Origin of the sequence: Labrys sedimenti, assembly GCF_034424805.1 — a bacterium.
In the GTDB taxonomy this organism is placed as follows: domain Bacteria; phylum Pseudomonadota; class Alphaproteobacteria; order Rhizobiales; family Labraceae; genus Labrys; species Labrys sedimenti.
The window spans coordinates 981,511-996,458 of sequence record NZ_JAXOUF010000002.1 but is presented as its reverse complement, the minus strand read 5'-3'; the positions used below and the strand labels follow the sequence as shown (position 1 = coordinate 996,458).

General features: G+C 64.6%; 10 protein-coding genes. 3 read left to right on the top strand and 7 right to left on the bottom strand.

Annotated elements, in window-relative coordinates; genetic code table 11:
- Positions 1-46: 46 nt before the first annotated feature.
- The gene (gene mobA, locus U1R88_RS11020; RefSeq protein ID WP_322431377.1) at positions 47-643 is read right to left on the bottom strand and encodes a molybdenum cofactor guanylyltransferase MobA; all 597 of its coding nucleotides are present in this window, start codon (positions 641-643) and stop codon (positions 47-49) included.
- A gap of 232 nt (positions 644-875) precedes the next feature.
- Here mobA and U1R88_RS11015 point away from each other — a divergent pair, with 232 nt between their 5' ends.
- The 3 genes from U1R88_RS11015 (at position 876) to U1R88_RS11005 (ending at position 2,475) form a co-directional block, all read left to right on the top strand.
- A complete protein-coding gene (locus tag U1R88_RS11015) occupies positions 876-1,142 on the top strand; it encodes a sulfurtransferase TusA family protein (protein WP_322431256.1) in 267 nt (88 codons plus the stop codon).
- Entirely contained in the window at positions 1,142-1,660 is a 519-nt protein-coding gene (mobB, locus tag U1R88_RS11010) for a molybdopterin-guanine dinucleotide biosynthesis protein B (RefSeq protein ID WP_068287692.1), read from the top strand. The genes U1R88_RS11015 and mobB overlap by 1 nt, the downstream gene beginning before the upstream one ends.
- Before the next feature lie 62 nt (positions 1,661-1,722).
- Positions 1,723-2,475 (top strand): SDR family oxidoreductase, encoded by a 753-nt coding sequence (locus tag U1R88_RS11005; RefSeq protein WP_322431255.1) that lies wholly within the window; start codon positions 1,723-1,725, stop codon positions 2,473-2,475.
- A gap of 183 nt (positions 2,476-2,658) precedes the next feature.
- Here the strand turns inward: U1R88_RS11005 and U1R88_RS11000 are convergent, their stop codons facing one another.
- From U1R88_RS11000 to U1R88_RS10975, 6 genes are all read right to left on the bottom strand, one after another.
- Positions 2,659-6,963: a translocation/assembly module TamB domain-containing protein gene (locus tag U1R88_RS11000; protein WP_322431254.1), complete on the bottom strand. Its 4,305-nt coding sequence runs from the start codon at positions 6,961-6,963 to the stop codon at positions 2,659-2,661.
- Positions 6,963-8,948 carry an autotransporter assembly complex protein TamA gene (locus U1R88_RS10995; protein ID WP_322431253.1) on the bottom strand — a complete coding sequence of 662 codons (1,986 nt, stop codon included), beginning with the start codon at positions 8,946-8,948 and terminating at the stop codon, positions 6,963-6,965. The genes U1R88_RS11000 and U1R88_RS10995 overlap by 1 nt, the downstream gene beginning before the upstream one ends.
- A gap of 474 nt (positions 8,949-9,422) precedes the next feature.
- Positions 9,423-10,520, bottom strand: coding sequence for a TRAP transporter substrate-binding protein (locus tag U1R88_RS10990; RefSeq protein ID WP_322431252.1), 1,098 nt, complete (start codon positions 10,518-10,520; stop codon positions 9,423-9,425).
- Between the two features lie 201 nt (positions 10,521-10,721).
- Positions 10,722-10,880 carry a glycosyltransferase gene (locus U1R88_RS10985; RefSeq protein WP_322431251.1) on the bottom strand — a complete coding sequence of 53 codons (159 nt, stop codon included), beginning with the start codon at positions 10,878-10,880 and terminating at the stop codon, positions 10,722-10,724.
- Positions 10,881-10,957: 77 nt separating this feature from the next.
- Positions 10,958-12,874, bottom strand: a complete 1,917-nt coding sequence (locus U1R88_RS10980) for an ABCB family ABC transporter ATP-binding protein/permease (protein WP_322431250.1) — start codon at positions 12,872-12,874, stop codon at positions 10,958-10,960.
- A 251-nt stretch (positions 12,875-13,125) separates the two neighbouring features.
- A complete protein-coding gene (locus U1R88_RS10975; RefSeq protein ID WP_322431249.1) occupies positions 13,126-14,865 on the bottom strand; it encodes a LysM peptidoglycan-binding domain-containing protein in 1,740 nt (579 codons plus the stop codon).
- Between the last annotated feature and the right edge of the window lie 83 nt (positions 14,866-14,948).

Genomic DNA, 14,948 nt, shown 5'->3' with positions numbered 1-14,948 from the left:
TAAGGCCAGATGGCCGCACTGCTGCGCGATGAGACAGCTTCCGCGGTCAGGCAGCGGGGAAACGGGCGAGAAGCGCCTCCGCCTCCGCCATGCCGTCGGGATCGTTGACGTTGACAAAGGGATCGAAGGGCTCGGCCACCCACGCCACTTCCGCGAAATCGTGCTGCCGCAGGATGGTCTCGACCCGGCGCTGATCCTCCTCGACCAAGGCCTTGCGCAGAGTGGTGCGCAGATCGACGGGCCAGAGCGACGCCGTCGGATGGCGCCGGCCGGCCGAGACTGCGACGGCACCCCTTCCCGCCTGTGTCCCCGCCCGCAACCTTGCCACCAGATCCGCCGGCAGGAAGGGAGCGTCACAAGGCACCACGGCGACCTCGTCAAAACCGGCCTGCGCCGCATGATCGAGACCGGCGAGCACACCGGCCAGCGGTCCCGGAAAATCCGGCACGCCATCCGGCAGGATCGGAAGAGACAGTGTCTCGAAGCGCGCGGCATCCCCATTGGCGTTGAGAAAGAGTGCGCGGACCTGCGGACGCAGGCGCGCGGCGATGCGTTCGAGAATCGTCCGCCCGCCCAGCAGGGACAGTCCCTTATCGCCGCCCCCCATGCGGCGCGACAAGCCGCCCGCGAGGATCACGCCCATGATGGCGCTGCCTGTCTTCTGCTCGTCCTGGTTCAACGACACTGCCTCGCCTTTCCGAGATCGATGGCGGCTGAAGGTCGCCGTGCCGCCGCTCGAGATGTTCCATGCCAACGGCATGTCGAGCAAGCCCAGAGGGACTTTTCCGGGATTTCTTCAACCCCGACAGGGCGGAGATGCGTCGCGACGACGCACAATGGTTGAATGGCAGGCTCCGGCTCGCTAGAGCGGTGATATGTCCGCTCATTCCTCCTCCCCGTCGGCGACCGCCCCGGCCCTGCGCATCGATCTGCGCGGCCTCAAATGCCCGCTGCCCGTGCTGCGCGCACAGAAGGAGCTGGCGCGCCTGGCGCCCGGCGACCGCCTCATCCTCGAATGCACCGATCCGATGGCCGCGATCGACCTGCCCAACCTGGCGCGCGAAACCGGAGACATCTACGAAGGGCGCAGCGATGAGCAGGGCTTTACTGCGCACCACATCCGCAAGGGACCGAGGTCATGATGCGGCTTATGGGCCTGTCGGGCTGGAGCGGCGCCGGCAAGACGACCCTGATCGCAGCGCTGATTCCCGCCCTGCTCCAGCGCGGCCTGACGGTATCGACCATCAAGCACGCCCACCACGCCTTCGATGTCGACAAGCCGGGCAAGGACTCCTACATCCACCGTGAATCGGGCGCCCGGGAAGTGCTGGTCGCCTCGGCCCATCGTTTCGCGCTGATGCATGAGCTGCGCGGCGCTCCCGAGCCGCCTCTTACCGAACTCCTCCGGCGATTGTCGCCGGTCGACCTCGTCATCGTCGAAGGGTTCAAGAGCGATCCGCATCCCAAGATCGAGGTGCATCGCACGGCGACCGACAAGGATTACATCTATCCCGGCGATCCCTATATTCGCGCCATCGCCACGGACGCACCCGGCCCCTTCCCGATGCCGCGCTTCGAGCTCGACGACATCGACGGGATTGCCGAATGGGTGATCCGCGAGGCAGTTCCCATCGAACCGGGAGATGTCTCCCCTCTCTGAACGATCAGATCACGTCCATCCCCTTGAGCCAGCCAAGGCCGATCACAAGCCGGGAGTTTTCCATGTCGCAGCGCCCTCTCCTTCTCGTCACCGGCGGAAGCCGCGGCATCGGAGCCGCCGTCTCGCTCAAGGCTGCCCAAGCCGGCTACGACCTCGTCATCAACTACCGCAGCGACCATGCCGCGGCCGAGGCCGTGGCGGAAGCTGCCCGGCATGCGGGTGCGCGGGTATTGCTCCTTGCCGGCGACATGGCCAAGGAAGACGACATCGCGGCCCTGTTCGCGGCCGTCGACGATTTCGGCAGGCTGACGCATCTGGTCAACAATGCCGGCATCACCGGCAAGTCCGGACGGCTCGCCGACACCGACCCCGCCGTCATACGCGAGACGATCGACGTCAACGTCACCGGCGCCATCCTGGTGGCTCGCGAGGCGGTCAAACGGCTTTCGACCCGGCTGGGCGGCCTGGGCGGGGCGATCGTCAACATGTCGTCCGCCGCGGCGACCTTGGGCTCGCCGGGCGAATATGTCTGGTATGCCGCATCCAAGGCTGCAATCGACGGATTGACCTACGGCCTCGCCCGCGAGCTCGCCACCGAGGGCGTGCGTGTCAATGCCATCCAGCCCGGCATGGTCGACACCGAGATCCATGCCCGCAGCACGGGCGACGCCGGACGCGTGGAACGCATCAGGCCGAGCATTCCGATGCAGCGTATCGGCGCCGCCGAGGAAATTGCCGATGCAACGCTCTATCTGTTGTCGGAGGCTGCGAGCTACGTCACCGGCTCGATCCTGCGCGTTGCAGGCGGCCGCTAAGGCATGGGCTGGCAACAACTGGAACGCTGCCTTTGCCATTGCCCGGGCTTGATCCGGGCACCCAGCGTTCCTGTTTTTGAACGTCTGCGAAGGGGAACTGGATTGCCGGGTCAAGCCCGGCAACGACAAAGGTCGAGCCAGTTCGATTCGTTTACTGACGAATCCTGACGCGAACGCCGCTCCTCAATATTCGCGTTCGTAGTAGATGCCGCCCTTCGAGCCGTCGGTGCCGGCCTGGCCGCGCAGCTTGAGGTTCCTGGTGACGTCGAGATTGATGGTGGCGTCGGTCTGGCCGCCGACGCCGGAGGTCACGCCCAGATAGATCTTGTCGCCGATATAGGTGCCGGCCTGCACGGCGGCATTGCCGCTGGAATCGGTGACCACGCCGAGATTGTCGAGGCCTGTCGACTTGCGGATACTGTCGAGCAGGCCGGGACCGGAGGGACCACCGGCGAGCTGGGCCACGGCCGTGGCAAGCTGGGCGAGCTGCAGCGGCGACAGGTCCTGGATGCTGCGACCGAACAGGAAGCGCGCCATCACCTCGTCCTGCGGCAGCTGGGGCACCGAGGAGAGCACGATCTGCGGATCGGAGGCCCGCCCCGTCACGCGCACCGTCACCGTGATCGAGCTGTTGCGGGTAGAGGCGACGAAATCGATATTGGGATCGAGATCGCCGACCAGGGTCACCTTGCCCGAGTCGAACACGATGTGTTGGCCGATGACGTCGAGCGAGCCGCGCCGCATCTCCAGGAAGCCCACCGGGGATATGTTGGCGACCGACCCCTTCAGGGCCATCTGGCCGCCGAGTTCGGCATCGATGCCACGGCCACGCACGAAGATGCGGGCGGGCGCATCGATGGTCAGGTCGAGCACCACATTGGGGCCGGAACTGGCCTTGCCCTTCTTGGGCTTGCCGGCCGCGGCGGTATCCTTCGCCTTTGCCAGGGTCCGGGTTACTTCACGCGGCGGCTTGAGGTGCTTGACGCCAAGCATGGCGGCATTGGCGGCAAAGCGCTCGGGAATGGTGATCTCGGCACGCTGGATCTCGATACGACCACCGATGACTGGCTTGACCATCAGCGGGCCGCGTATCGTGATGTCGCTGGAGACGATCGCCGTCGCCAGATTGCCGTCGGTGAGCTTGGCGTTGCGCGTGGTGATCTTCAGGTCGGCAGCGAAATCGGGCTTCAAGCCGACCGAACCGCTGACGCCGATCGAACCGCCGCCCTGGGTGGTCGCGCTGAACTGGGTAATGGTTGCCCGGTCGCGATCGAAGCGGATGGTGCTGCCGATCCCCGTCAGCTTCATGCCCGTTTCGGGATCGGTCACCGTGCCGCCTGATATCACGGCCTGGCCGGATACGGCCGGCGCGGCTATCGAGCCGCCGGCCTTGGCATTGAGAGTGACCGTGCCGGTGGCGCGGCCGCCGCGATCACGCAGGGCGCCATTGGCCAGGGCGAGCGGCGCCGAAGCCTGCACGTCGACGGAAAGGCCGGCCCCCTGCAAGGGCACGTGACCGCGCGCGGTGACCGACAGCCCCCCCGCTCCCGTCAGGCTGGCGCTGCCAATGGTGACGGCCTTGCCCGCATAGCGGCCATTGGCGGCGAGCTGCAGGGCCGGAATGCCGAAGCCCTTCGCGGCGGCGACACCGAGGCCGCTGCCCTTCACGTCGAACTCCGCCACCGGATCGGCGGGCTTGCCGGAAAGCTTCACATTGGCCGACAGCGTGCCCGTGGCGCCGAGACCGGGCGAAGCGATATTGGCCAGCGACAGTGGCAGCTGGCCGACGACGATATTCATCGCCAGCGTCTCGCCGACCTTACCGTCGACGGACACGACGCCACCCTGCCCGATCCTGAGCACGGCCTTGGGGATGGTGACCCCGCTCTTGCGGCTGGCGATGGTGACGGGTGACTGAAGGGAGGCGGAGATGCCCTGCTGCGAAACGTCGAGCTTGTCGAGCCGGGCGTCGAGCCCATCGCCGGCCGGTTTCACCGCGCCTGCGAGCGCAAGCCTGCCCTTCGGCATGGTGCCCTGAAGCTGGAAGGCGGTGGCGTTCTCGCCCTCCGGCTTGGCGCTGGCCTGCAGTTGGCTGAGGATGAAGGAGCCGGCCTGGACATTGGCGGCGTTGGCTGTGCCGGCGAGTGCCGGAACACCCGTGAGATCCCGCCCGGTCAGATCGATGGTGGCGGATCCGATGCTGTTGGCCTCGATCTTGAGCGCCTTGGCCTGCGCCTTGATCGCGGCGTTCTGCTTGTTACCCTCGACGGACAGGCCGATATTGGCGGTCAGCGAACCGGAAGCCTTCATCAGTAGCAACGGCGCAATCGCGGCCATGTCCGGGATCGCCGCATTGAGCTGGCCACTGGCACGCCCGTTCGGGTTGACGGCAAGGTCGCCGGCAAGCTGGGCGGGTCCCGCGCTGGCATTGAGGCCGTTGATCTGATGGGTACCATCCGCCAGCGTGGCGATGGTCGCGCCCGCTTTCACCGGCATGCGGTCGAGCTGGCCGGACAGCGAAAATACGCCGTTGACGGCGGGGCCGGCGACACTGCCGGTAAAATTGGCCTTGCCGTCGGTGAAGGGCTTGCCCTGCAGCATCAGCTTGGGCGCCACGAGATCGGCGACGACGTCGGGCTTTTCGGCACTGCCCTTCAGGCTGGCATTGACCTCGACGGCGCCGGAAGCGTTACCCGTCACCAGCTTGATGTCGGCGAGGCTGGCAGTCGCCTTGAAATCCATCGCCTTGGCGCCATAGAGGCCATCGGCCGAGGCATTGAACTGCTGGTTGCCCAGGGTGATCTTGTCGAAATGCAGGCCCTCGGCATCACGCCGGACACCGCCCTTGAGATCGGTCGCTCCCTTGAGGACGGCATCGAGGCGCGGATCGCCGAGCACGATGTCGCTGGCCTTGCCTTCGAAGGTCAAAGCGAGACCGCCGCCGGCCAGGGCGACGTCGCCCTTGGCGGTCAGATCGGCCTTGCCGCGCAATTCGCGTCCCGCAAGGCCGGAGAATACCGAGATATCGGGCGTGGCCAGCGAGTAGATGCCGCTCATCTTGGTACCAACGATACCGGTGAAGCCGGCCTGGAAGGCGTTTGCCGCGAGACGCACGCCGTCGACGACCACAGGCTGCCCCGCCTGCCACTTGCCGGCTGCGGTGAGGCCGAGGCTGCTGCCGAGAGCCTTGGCAAGCCCGGCATCGGACGAACTGAGCTTGTCGCCCCGCCCGTCCACCTTGAAGGTGAGACTGCGTTTTTGCGGATCGGCGAGGTTCTGGGCATCGCCGCCGGCCTTGATGGTGGCGCTCTCGGCGGCGACAGTCCCGGCAACCAGCTTCTGCAGATCGAAATTCGCGGTCCAGCCACCATCGCCGAACTGGGCGGCCAGGGTCATTCCCCTGATGCGGGCATTGCCTCCCGGCAACAGGATGTCGTGGCCATCCTCGGCGCCGAACTTGCCGTCCAGCTTGAGCTTGGTCGGAAAGGCATCGGGCGATAGCGTACCCGCGAGGGCCAGGTCCAGCACGCCGGATTTAACGGTCGCATGCTTGAGTTCATAGCCACCGCCCGCAACCTGGCCGCCCTCGATGGAGAGGGCCGACTGGCCCCGAACGAAATCGGCATAGGCAGGATCGACCAGCCGTTCCAGATTGCCCCCGAGATCGGCCTTGAAGGTGACGCCATTGGCGCCCTGGGCAAGCGTCGTCTTGCCGCCGAACAGCTTGTTGCCATCGGCCGAAAGGGCGATATCGGCGGCGAAATTGTCGAGGGGCCCGGAACCGACGATGGTGAAGCCGAGCGGCGGCGAGCCGGGCACCTTCAGCATGCTGCTCAGGAAGCCGCCATGCGGTTCCTGCAGCGAAAGATTGAGGCCCAATTGCTTGGTGGCATTGTCGAAATCAGCGGTGAAGGTGAGATCGCCGCCGGCCGGTTGCGTACGCTTGATCAGCAATTCCGAATGCAGCTTGCCGTCCGCCAGCAGGGCATTGCCGCCGACGTCGAACACCGTATCCTCTCCGGCCAGTGCCGCAGAGAGCTTGACCACAGGCACGGCAAGCTTGCCGAGTTTCACCGAAACCGGCAGTTCGGGCAGGGAGAAGCCGCCCTCGCTGGCGGCCGGCTGCACGCCCTGGGGCGGATTGGGCTTGCGCGTGATTTCGATCGAACCGGCTTCCAGGAGGTCGACATCGAGCTTCTTGCTCATCAGGGCAAGCCGGCTCCAGACCAGATGGGCGTCCTTGATGGTCAGCCACACGCCTTGCCGGTCGGCGATGGTGATGGAAGAAATCTTCACATCAGACGAAAGGGCGCCATCGATCTGGCCGAGCGAAATCTTCTGGTCCGGTGTCGAGATGGTGTCCTCGACATAAGTGATGAACCAGGACTTCTCGCTGGCGTCATCGGCGCGCGCCGGCGCGAGCGCCTTGAGACCGAGGGGAACAGCCACCACCGCGACGGCAGTGAAGAGAACGATCCGGCGCCGCATCAGAAGCTTTCTCCCAATCCGATATAAAGGGCGAAAGGCGGTGTATTCTTCTTCTTGACCTTGCCATCCTCGATGACGAAGCCCTTGACGGGCGTGAGGCCCCTGGCGACGTCCACGCGGATCGCCCCGAGGCTGGTATAATAGCGCAAACCGATGCCAGCACCGATCTTCATGTCCTCGTCGAAGGAGGGATAGGCGCTGGAGAAGGCGCTGCCCGCATCGACGAAGGGCACGACGCCGATGCTGTCGGTGACCTTGATGCGCATTTCGAGCGAGCCCTCCAGCAAGGAGCGGCCACCCACGACGAAGCCATTGTCGAGCTTGGGACCGAGGCTGCGGAAATCATAGCCCCGCACCGAGCCGCCGCCGCCCGCATAGAACATGCGATCACCGGGCAATTCGCTGGCCGGCGCACCGACGATGGAGCCGACCGCAACCCGGCCGGCCAGAACGTAGCGCCCCATCGCATCGAAGGAGAAATAGGCCGAACCGTCGATACGCGTCATCGCGCCGAAATTGCCGAACTTGGCCTCGTAGAATGGCTCGAGCGTTCCCTTCAGGCGATAGCCGCGCGTCGGCTCCAGCTTGTCGTCGGTGGTGTCATAGGCGAGCTCGCCGGGCAGGCTGAACAGTACGAGATTGCGCTTGCCGTAGAAATCCTCGACCTGGTCGTATTCGCCATTGATGGCAATCTTGCCGGTCAACCGTTCGGAGAACTCGTGGGCAAGCCCGACGCGGGCGCGGAACGTATTCTGGGAATAGGGATCATAGACCTCGCGCTTGGCCAGCAACTGCGCGGTGAGGTCGGTGAAGGGGTCGAAGATCCCCGGCTTCACGAAGGTAACGCCGCCGGAATAGGTGAACTTGGTCGGATCGGCCGAATCGACCCCCGCGACCGTTGCATCGAAACGCAGGCGCTCGGCCTCGCCGAACAGGTTGCGGTGCTCCCAATACCCATTGAGGCCGATGCCGTCGGTGGTGGAATATTCGGCGCCCGCACCGAAAACATGCAGTGGGCGTTCAGACACGGTGACCATCAGCGGCATGGTGCTGTCAGCCGCAATCGCATCGCCCTCCACGATGCTGGTGGTCGAGAACACCTGCAGGCGCTGCAGGCGCCGCTTGGCGAGTTCGATCTCGGCCGGATCGTACTGATCGCCGGGCCGGAGCCCGGTCTGGCGCGCCACGAAGGCCGGATTCATGTCCTTGGTGCCGTCGACGGTCATGCGCCCATAATGGGCCAGGCGCCCCGGCTCGACCGCCAGTGAGACATCGAGCCTGTTGTTGACGTGGTCGGCTGTGATGACGCGCGGCAGGGCCTTGGCCTTGGGATAGCCCTGGCGCCGCCAGGCATCGATCATGGCCTGTTCCGCCGACAGGACGATGTCCGAATTGGCCTGATGCCCCGGTTCCAGGCCGAGACGCTCGGGCGTCTTGGTCTTGGGAATGTCGTCGATCGGGCTATGCGGCGCCCGGTTCTCCATCCTGATCCGGCCGAAGGTGAAGACGGGACCGGGATTGACGTTGATCACCACCGGAACCGGATGCGGCAAGGTGGCGTCGATAGGAATATCCTCGAGCTTGCGCCCATTGACCATGATCGAGATGGAGGCGCCATAGCGCGCATTGGCATAGAGCGTGCCGAGAATGCGATCATATTCGGTTCGCGCCTTGGAGAGGAAGGCGGGCGTGCTCGGCGGCGGCGTCTCGTCCTTGCCGCTATAGAGGGAGGATGCACCCTCGACTGCCGACTTGATCGTCTTGTCCCCGCCCGCGATCACCACTTCGATCTTGTAGGTCTGGGCGTCGGGTGAGACCGGCTTCTCGTCCGATCCGAAGAAATTATAGCCGAAGAGCTTGAAGGCTGCGGCAGGCTGAGGCTTGGCTCCGGCAATGAGCGCCGCGACAGCCACCGACAGGGCGAGCCCCTTGGCCAGGCGCTGCCGCGCCGGCATCAGGCGTTCCAGCCTGCTGAGCCCCCTCATCGCTTGTCGATCGCCCCACGCCATAGACCAGCGCCCCCACTGAACCCCTATACGAGGGCGCCGCCCCGGAGCCGAACCTTACGCCAAACAACCTCCGCCAATCAACCCATCACCGTATATCATCATGAATAAACGGTTAACCACGTAATCAATTCTACCATCTCAATAAACTGATCCACCGAAACATTCGATAAAGTTTGAACATTCCTCGTATGCTTAGATAGGGAATTCCCATGAAGCGACGCATATTTGCATTCAAAGGTAATCGATAGATGGTTTTCTACAGGCAAACGATCGAAAACTTCGAAGCCGTCTTGCCAAGAGATAAGAAAATAACTTTACGTCATACCAATCGTATACAAATGGTAAAAAACAACGCTACACGGTAACCCCGCCTCTCCAGCGCCAAGCTCGGTCCCAAAACACAGACAAGAATTGGCAGGATCGGCACCCACCGGCAGGCCAAGGAAGCAATCAGCTGCCTTTGGGATAGTCATAGGAGAGCAGGCGCATATTGGCGTAACCCTGGTCACCAATACGGGTCCACAGCAGGGTCTGCTGGCGGAAGCCGAAATAAGAGGCAGCGAGGCGGCGCATGAACTCGTCGCCATTTTCGATGATTTCGCTCAGAACCTGCCCGCTGGCCGTACCGAAGGCCTGAAACACCTCGTCCGGGAACTGCTTGAGAACGACGCCCTGCTGAGTCACCGCCTGGGCGATCGCCCCGGGCGCCCGGGCGCCGTATTCGGCCAGGGAGCGGGCATTTTCCTCGGCGCAGGCGACCTCGATCGCCACTTTGTGGGTGGCCGGCAAGTCGTCGAACTTGGCACGGTTGACCTGGAGCTGCAGCGCCGCGCAAGGTTCCTGGAAGCCGGGCCAATAGCAGAACTTGGCGGCATTCTGGAAACCGAAGCTGAGATCGTTGACCGGTCCCATGAACTCGGCCGCATCCAATTCCTCGGCCTGGAGTTTCGGCAGGATCTGGGACCCGGGCATCAGCATCTGCTGAACGCCGAGCTTGGCGAGAGCCTGGCCGGCCAGGCCACCGATGCGAAAACGCAGGCCTTTGAGATCAGCGACACTGTTGATTTCCCGGCGGAACCAGCCGCCTAGGCGCGCCCCGGTATTGCCGGCCGCAAAGGCCTTGATGCCGAATTGTCCGCCCAGTTCGTCCCATAGCGCCCTGCCCCCGCCGGCATAGAGCCAGGCATCGAACTCCTGGGCGATCAGACCGAAGGGAATGGCCGAAAAGAAGGCGAAGGCCGGCGATTTGGCGAGATAATAGGCCGACATGTCATGCGACATCTCCACTTCGCCCGACATCACGGCGGCCATGTTCTGGTCTCCCGGCACCAGTTCGCCGGCCGCATAGAGCTTGACGGTGAGTTGGCCCTGGGTGAGCACGCCGATCCGATCGGCCAGGCGCTGAGCGCCGGTGCCCGCTCCCGGCAGGCCTTTCGGCCAGGCCGTTGCCATCCGCCATTCGATCAGGTTCTGCGCCAGTGCAGGAGCGGCAAGCATGGTGGCGCCGGCGGCGGCAGCTCCAGCGAGAAAACGACGTCGGGTCGACATGAAGAGGGATCCTGTAACGCAAGACTATGCACCCAGCCGGGTGAATAAGCAGCCTACAAGATGAACCGGGGCTGAACTGAGGCCGGGATCGCCCTCCCCTACGCCTCCATGCGGCGAAGGAAGGCCTGTCGCGCCTTCTCGCTCCAACCCAGAAGTTCTGCCAATTCGGCCTCCTCATAGCGGGTTTCGGCATCGACGGGATCACCCCAGCCATTCCAGGCCGCGATACCATTCGAGGAAAGCGGAGGTCTTGTCCGTGGAGCAGTCATCGACGATGACGAGCTCGAAATCGGCCAGCGTCTGGCTCAATATGCTGTCGATCGCCTCGGCGCGGTACCGCACCCGGTCGTGGACCGGCATCACCACGCTGACCAAAAGCCGCAGTCGGGGCCGGCGCCGTGGCTGCGGGCGTCAGGAAAACACGACTTCCGTACCGCTTATCCGGTCAGTGCGTCGCGATAATCGGCCGCCGGCGAGGCATCGTCCTGGGTGCGCTGGAGCTTCTCGCGAGCCTCGTCGGCCTCGCGCTGGCGGTTCCACATGCCGGCATAGACGCCGCCGTAAGCCAGCAATTCCTCATGATTGCCCCGCTCGACGATCACCCCCTTGTCGAGCACGATGATCTCGTCGGCATTCACCACCGTCGAGAGTCGGTGGGCAATCACCAGCGTGGTGCGGTTTTCCGAAATGCGCTCGAGCGCCGCCTGGATCTCCATCTCGGTGTAGCTGTCGAGCGCGGAGGTCGCCTCGTCCAGCACCAGCACCGGAGGCCCCTTGAGGATGGTGCGTGCGATGGCGACACGCTGCTTCTCGCCGCCCGACAATTTAAGGCCACGCTCGCCGACTTCCGTTTCATAGCCCTTGGGCATGCGGCGGATGAAGGTGTCGATCTGGGCGAGACGGGCCGCCTCCTCCACTTCCGCGTCGGTCGCATCCCAGCGGCCATAGCGGATGTTGTAGCGGATGGTGTCGTTGAACAGCACGGTATCCTGCGGCACCATGCCGATGGCGGCGCGCAGTGATTTCTGGGTGACCTCGCGCACATCCTGCCCATCGATCATGACGCGCCCGCCATTGACGTCGTAGAAGCGGAAGAGCAGGCGCGAGATGGTCGATTTGCCGGCGCCCGAGGGGCCGACGATCGCCACCGTGCGGCCCGCCGGCACGTCGAAGGAAAGCCCCTGCAGGATCGGCCGGTCGGGGTCGTAATTGAACACCACGTTCTCGAAGGTCACCCGCCCCTCGCGCACCTCGAGCGGCTGCGCGCCGGGACGGTCCTTCACCTCGGCATCCTTGTCGAGCAGCTCGAACATGGTCTCGATATCGGTGATGCCCTGCTTTATCTCGCGATAGGCAAAGCCGAGGAAGTTCAGCGGCGTGGCGAGTTGCAGCCACATTACGTTCAGAAGGGCGATATCGCCGACGGTGTTGACGCCGTGATAGACGCCGTAGCCGGCCAGCAGCAGCGAAGCCAGCATGCCCGCCATGAATATGATGCCCTGGCCGATATTGAGCCAGGTCAGGGTGATGTAGGTCCGGATCGCCGACTTCTCGTAGGACGCCATGGCGCGGTCGTAGCGGGCAAGTTCGCGGTCTTCGTTGGAGAAATACTTGACCGTCTCGTAGTTGAGCAGGCTGTCGATCGCCTTCTGGTTGGCATCGGTGTCGGAATCGTTCATCTCGCGGCGGATGCTGATCCGCCATTCGGTCGCCTTGACGGTGAACCAGACATAGACCGCCGTGGTGACGAGCACGATCAGCGCATAGCGCCAGTCGAACTGCAGCACCAGCATGACCAGATAGAGCGCCAGCTCCACGATGGTCGGCAGGATGTTGATGGTGGCGAAGCGGACGATGTTCTCGATGCCGGTGCGCCCGCGATCGATCACCCGCGACAGGCCACCGGTCTTGCGCTCGAGATGATAGCGCAGGCTGAGATTATGGATATGCTCGAAGGTCTCGATCGCCAGCCGCCGCACGGCATACATGAACACGGCGGCGAACAGCCCGTCCTTCCATTGCGAGATTGCCGTCATCAGGATGCGTGCTGCGCCATAGGCCACCAGCATGGTGAGGGGCACACCGGCCAGCATCACCGCGAGCGTATGGCCCGTGAGCTCGCGCCCGCCGCCGACGGCCGCCAGGCCGTCAGTCGCCCATTTGAGCGTGTAGGGCACGACCAGGGTGATGAGCTTGGTCAGCAGCAGGAGCACGAAGGCCCATACCACCCGCATGCGCAGGTCCGCACGGTCCTGTGGCCACATATAGGGCCACAAATGCTTCATGGTCTGGAGAAAGGCACCCTGGTCTGCGCTGACGCGCTTGGGAGCGGCGGAAGGGTCGGCGGACGGCATCAACGATCTTTCGGCCGGAGAGCGGAGAGCGCCGGCATCAGGAGTTTTCCAAAGCGTTTTGCGATTTGACTGAATCGCCTCGAATCGCAACGACGCGTCGAAACAAAGAATCGGAGCAAAAAGCGTTCAGGCATGAATGCGCTTTGCTCTCGATGACGCTGCGTAGTTAGGTCTGGAACGCCGTGACCGCAAGCGTCTTGCGACGAAATCTCGTTATGCCGGGCCTTGGGCCAGGCCCGTGCCCGCTCGACTCAGGGGGCTTTCTTATCCGGCATGACGAAGATCTGCCCTGGATAGATCAGGTTGGGATTGCGGATCTGATCGGTATTGGCGTCGTAAATCCAGGTATAGCGGATGCCCTGGCCATAGACCTTGCGTGAAATCCGCCAAAGATTGTCGCCCTGCACGATCGTCGTGGTGCGGATCTCCGGGATGACCGCCACCGAGGGCGGCGGCGAAGGCTGGGCCGGCTTGGCTTCGCTCGTCTGCACCGGCTCCGTGGCGGGCGTCGCAGGGTTGGAGGCGGATGGCGTCGCAGCAGACTTCGGCACCACGGCATTGCCGGAGGCCGGCGGTGCGGCTTCCGCCTGAGTCGGAGACGAGGCAGCTCCCGTAGCGCCTGCTCCCGGGCTGCCGGACTCGGTTGCGGGAGAGGCCCCCTGGGCCGGTACGGAAGCCGCGGCCGGCTGCGTCTTGCTGCCAGGAGCCGTTTCGCCAGGAAGCGGTTTACCTGGTATCGGGGTGGCAGCGCCGGGCACGGCGGTCGACGGCCTGGTCGCCGGCTGGGACGGTGTTGCAGCCGGCTCTCCGCTGTGGCTCGCCCCCGAACGCGACGGTGTGGCGATCGCCGCCACCACGGCCGGAGCCGAGGCCGTAGGTGCCTTGTCGACCATGGTGAAGGGTACCTCGGCCCGTGTCATCACCTGCCCGTTGGCAGCGGCGACATCGTCGACACGCACCCGATAATTACCCGGTTGCATGCCCTTCTCGATGGTCATGCCGAAGGTCCCGTCCTTAGCCGCGGTCACGCCCGTCACCAGCGTATCGTTGAGATAGATGCGCAGGGCGGCCCCCGGTTCGGCCCGGCCCGTCACGAAGAAGCGGCCCATCTCGTCCGCTTCGACGGTCCGGATCGAGACATTGGCCCGCGAAGATGCCTTGTCCGCATCGGCAGATGCGCTTGCCGGAGCCGGCGTTGCCGGCGCCTCGGGTGCCTTGCCTGCCGGCTGCGCCGCATCGGTCAGGACCTTGGAGGGCTGGTCGGGCGTGTTGAGGACGACCACCACCTCTTCACCCGGCTTTTCGGGAACGCGCACGGAGAGGGTCTGTTCGGACAAGGTCACCTTGCCGTCCGGCGAGGTGGTGCGCAGGGTCAGCTCGCAGGGGCCTTTCGGCAAGGCCGGCGGCGTGATCGCCCAGGTTCCATTGATGTCGGCGACCACGCGGGCATAGGGATTGCCGTTGCGCAGCAATTCCACCGTGGCGCCGGAAGCGGCCCGCCCGGCGATCACCGCGCTGCCGGCCGGCTCGATGCGGGCAATGTCGAAGGTCGGGGCAATCTGCCCCTTGGCAGCATCTGGCTTCGGCGTCTCGGGCTTGGGAGGCTGGGGTTGGGCTGCTTCAGTTTTGGCAATGTCCGACGGAGCCGCCTTTGTCTTTCCAGTGTCGGGCTTTCCGGAATCGGGCTTGGGAGCTTCGGCAGCGGCCGTCGGAGCTTTCGCGGCGTCGGTCTTGGCCGCCTCGATATTGGCAGTCTTGGCCGCCTCCGAAGCGCTCGATCCCGGCTTGCCGGCTACCTGGCCGCCGGTCGGCACCGGCTTTTGTGCCGTGCCGGCAGGAGGATTGGCGGTGACCGCCGGCTTGGTATCGCCGCCAAGCGACGACGGCGACCGCGCAGGCTCGCGCACCAGCACGCTATAAAGCGTACCGACGCTGACAACGCTCGCTGCTCCCACTATTCCAGCCAGACTCTTCCAGCCCACTGCCATCATCTACTCCCGATGCAAGAACGCGCATCGTTTCATCGAATTCTACTTACCCGCTCCGCCTGCAAGACGAAAGGCCACGCCGCCGA

Bases quoted from the DNA above. Each gene is read 5' to 3' on its own strand.
- U1R88_RS10990 (WP_322431252.1), bottom strand. From the start codon at position 10,520: ATGTCGACCCGACGTCGTTTTCTCGCTGGAGCTGCCGCCGCCGGCGCC.
- U1R88_RS10995 (WP_322431253.1), bottom strand. From the start codon at position 8,948: ATGAGGGGGCTCAGCAGGCTGGAACGCCTGATGCCGGCGCGGCAGCGC.
- mobA (WP_322431377.1), bottom strand. From the start codon at position 643: ATGGGCGTGATCCTCGCGGGCGGCTTGTCGCGCCGCATGGGGGGCGGC.
- U1R88_RS10980 (WP_322431250.1), bottom strand. From the start codon at position 12,874: ATGCCGTCCGCCGACCCTTCCGCCGCTCCCAAGCGCGTCAGCGCAGAC.
- mobB (WP_068287692.1), top strand. From the start codon at position 1,142: ATGCGGCTTATGGGCCTGTCGGGCTGGAGCGGCGCCGGCAAGACGACC.
- U1R88_RS10985 (WP_322431251.1), bottom strand. From the start codon at position 10,880: ATGCCGGTCCACGACCGGGTGCGGTACCGCGCCGAGGCGATCGACAGC.
- U1R88_RS11005 (WP_322431255.1), top strand. From the start codon at position 1,723: ATGTCGCAGCGCCCTCTCCTTCTCGTCACCGGCGGAAGCCGCGGCATC.
- U1R88_RS10975 (WP_322431249.1), bottom strand. From the start codon at position 14,865: ATGATGGCAGTGGGCTGGAAGAGTCTGGCTGGAATAGTGGGAGCAGCG.
- U1R88_RS11000 (WP_322431254.1), bottom strand. From the start codon at position 6,963: ATGCGGCGCCGGATCGTTCTCTTCACTGCCGTCGCGGTGGTGGCTGTT.
- U1R88_RS11015 (WP_322431256.1), top strand. From the start codon at position 876: ATGTCCGCTCATTCCTCCTCCCCGTCGGCGACCGCCCCGGCCCTGCGC.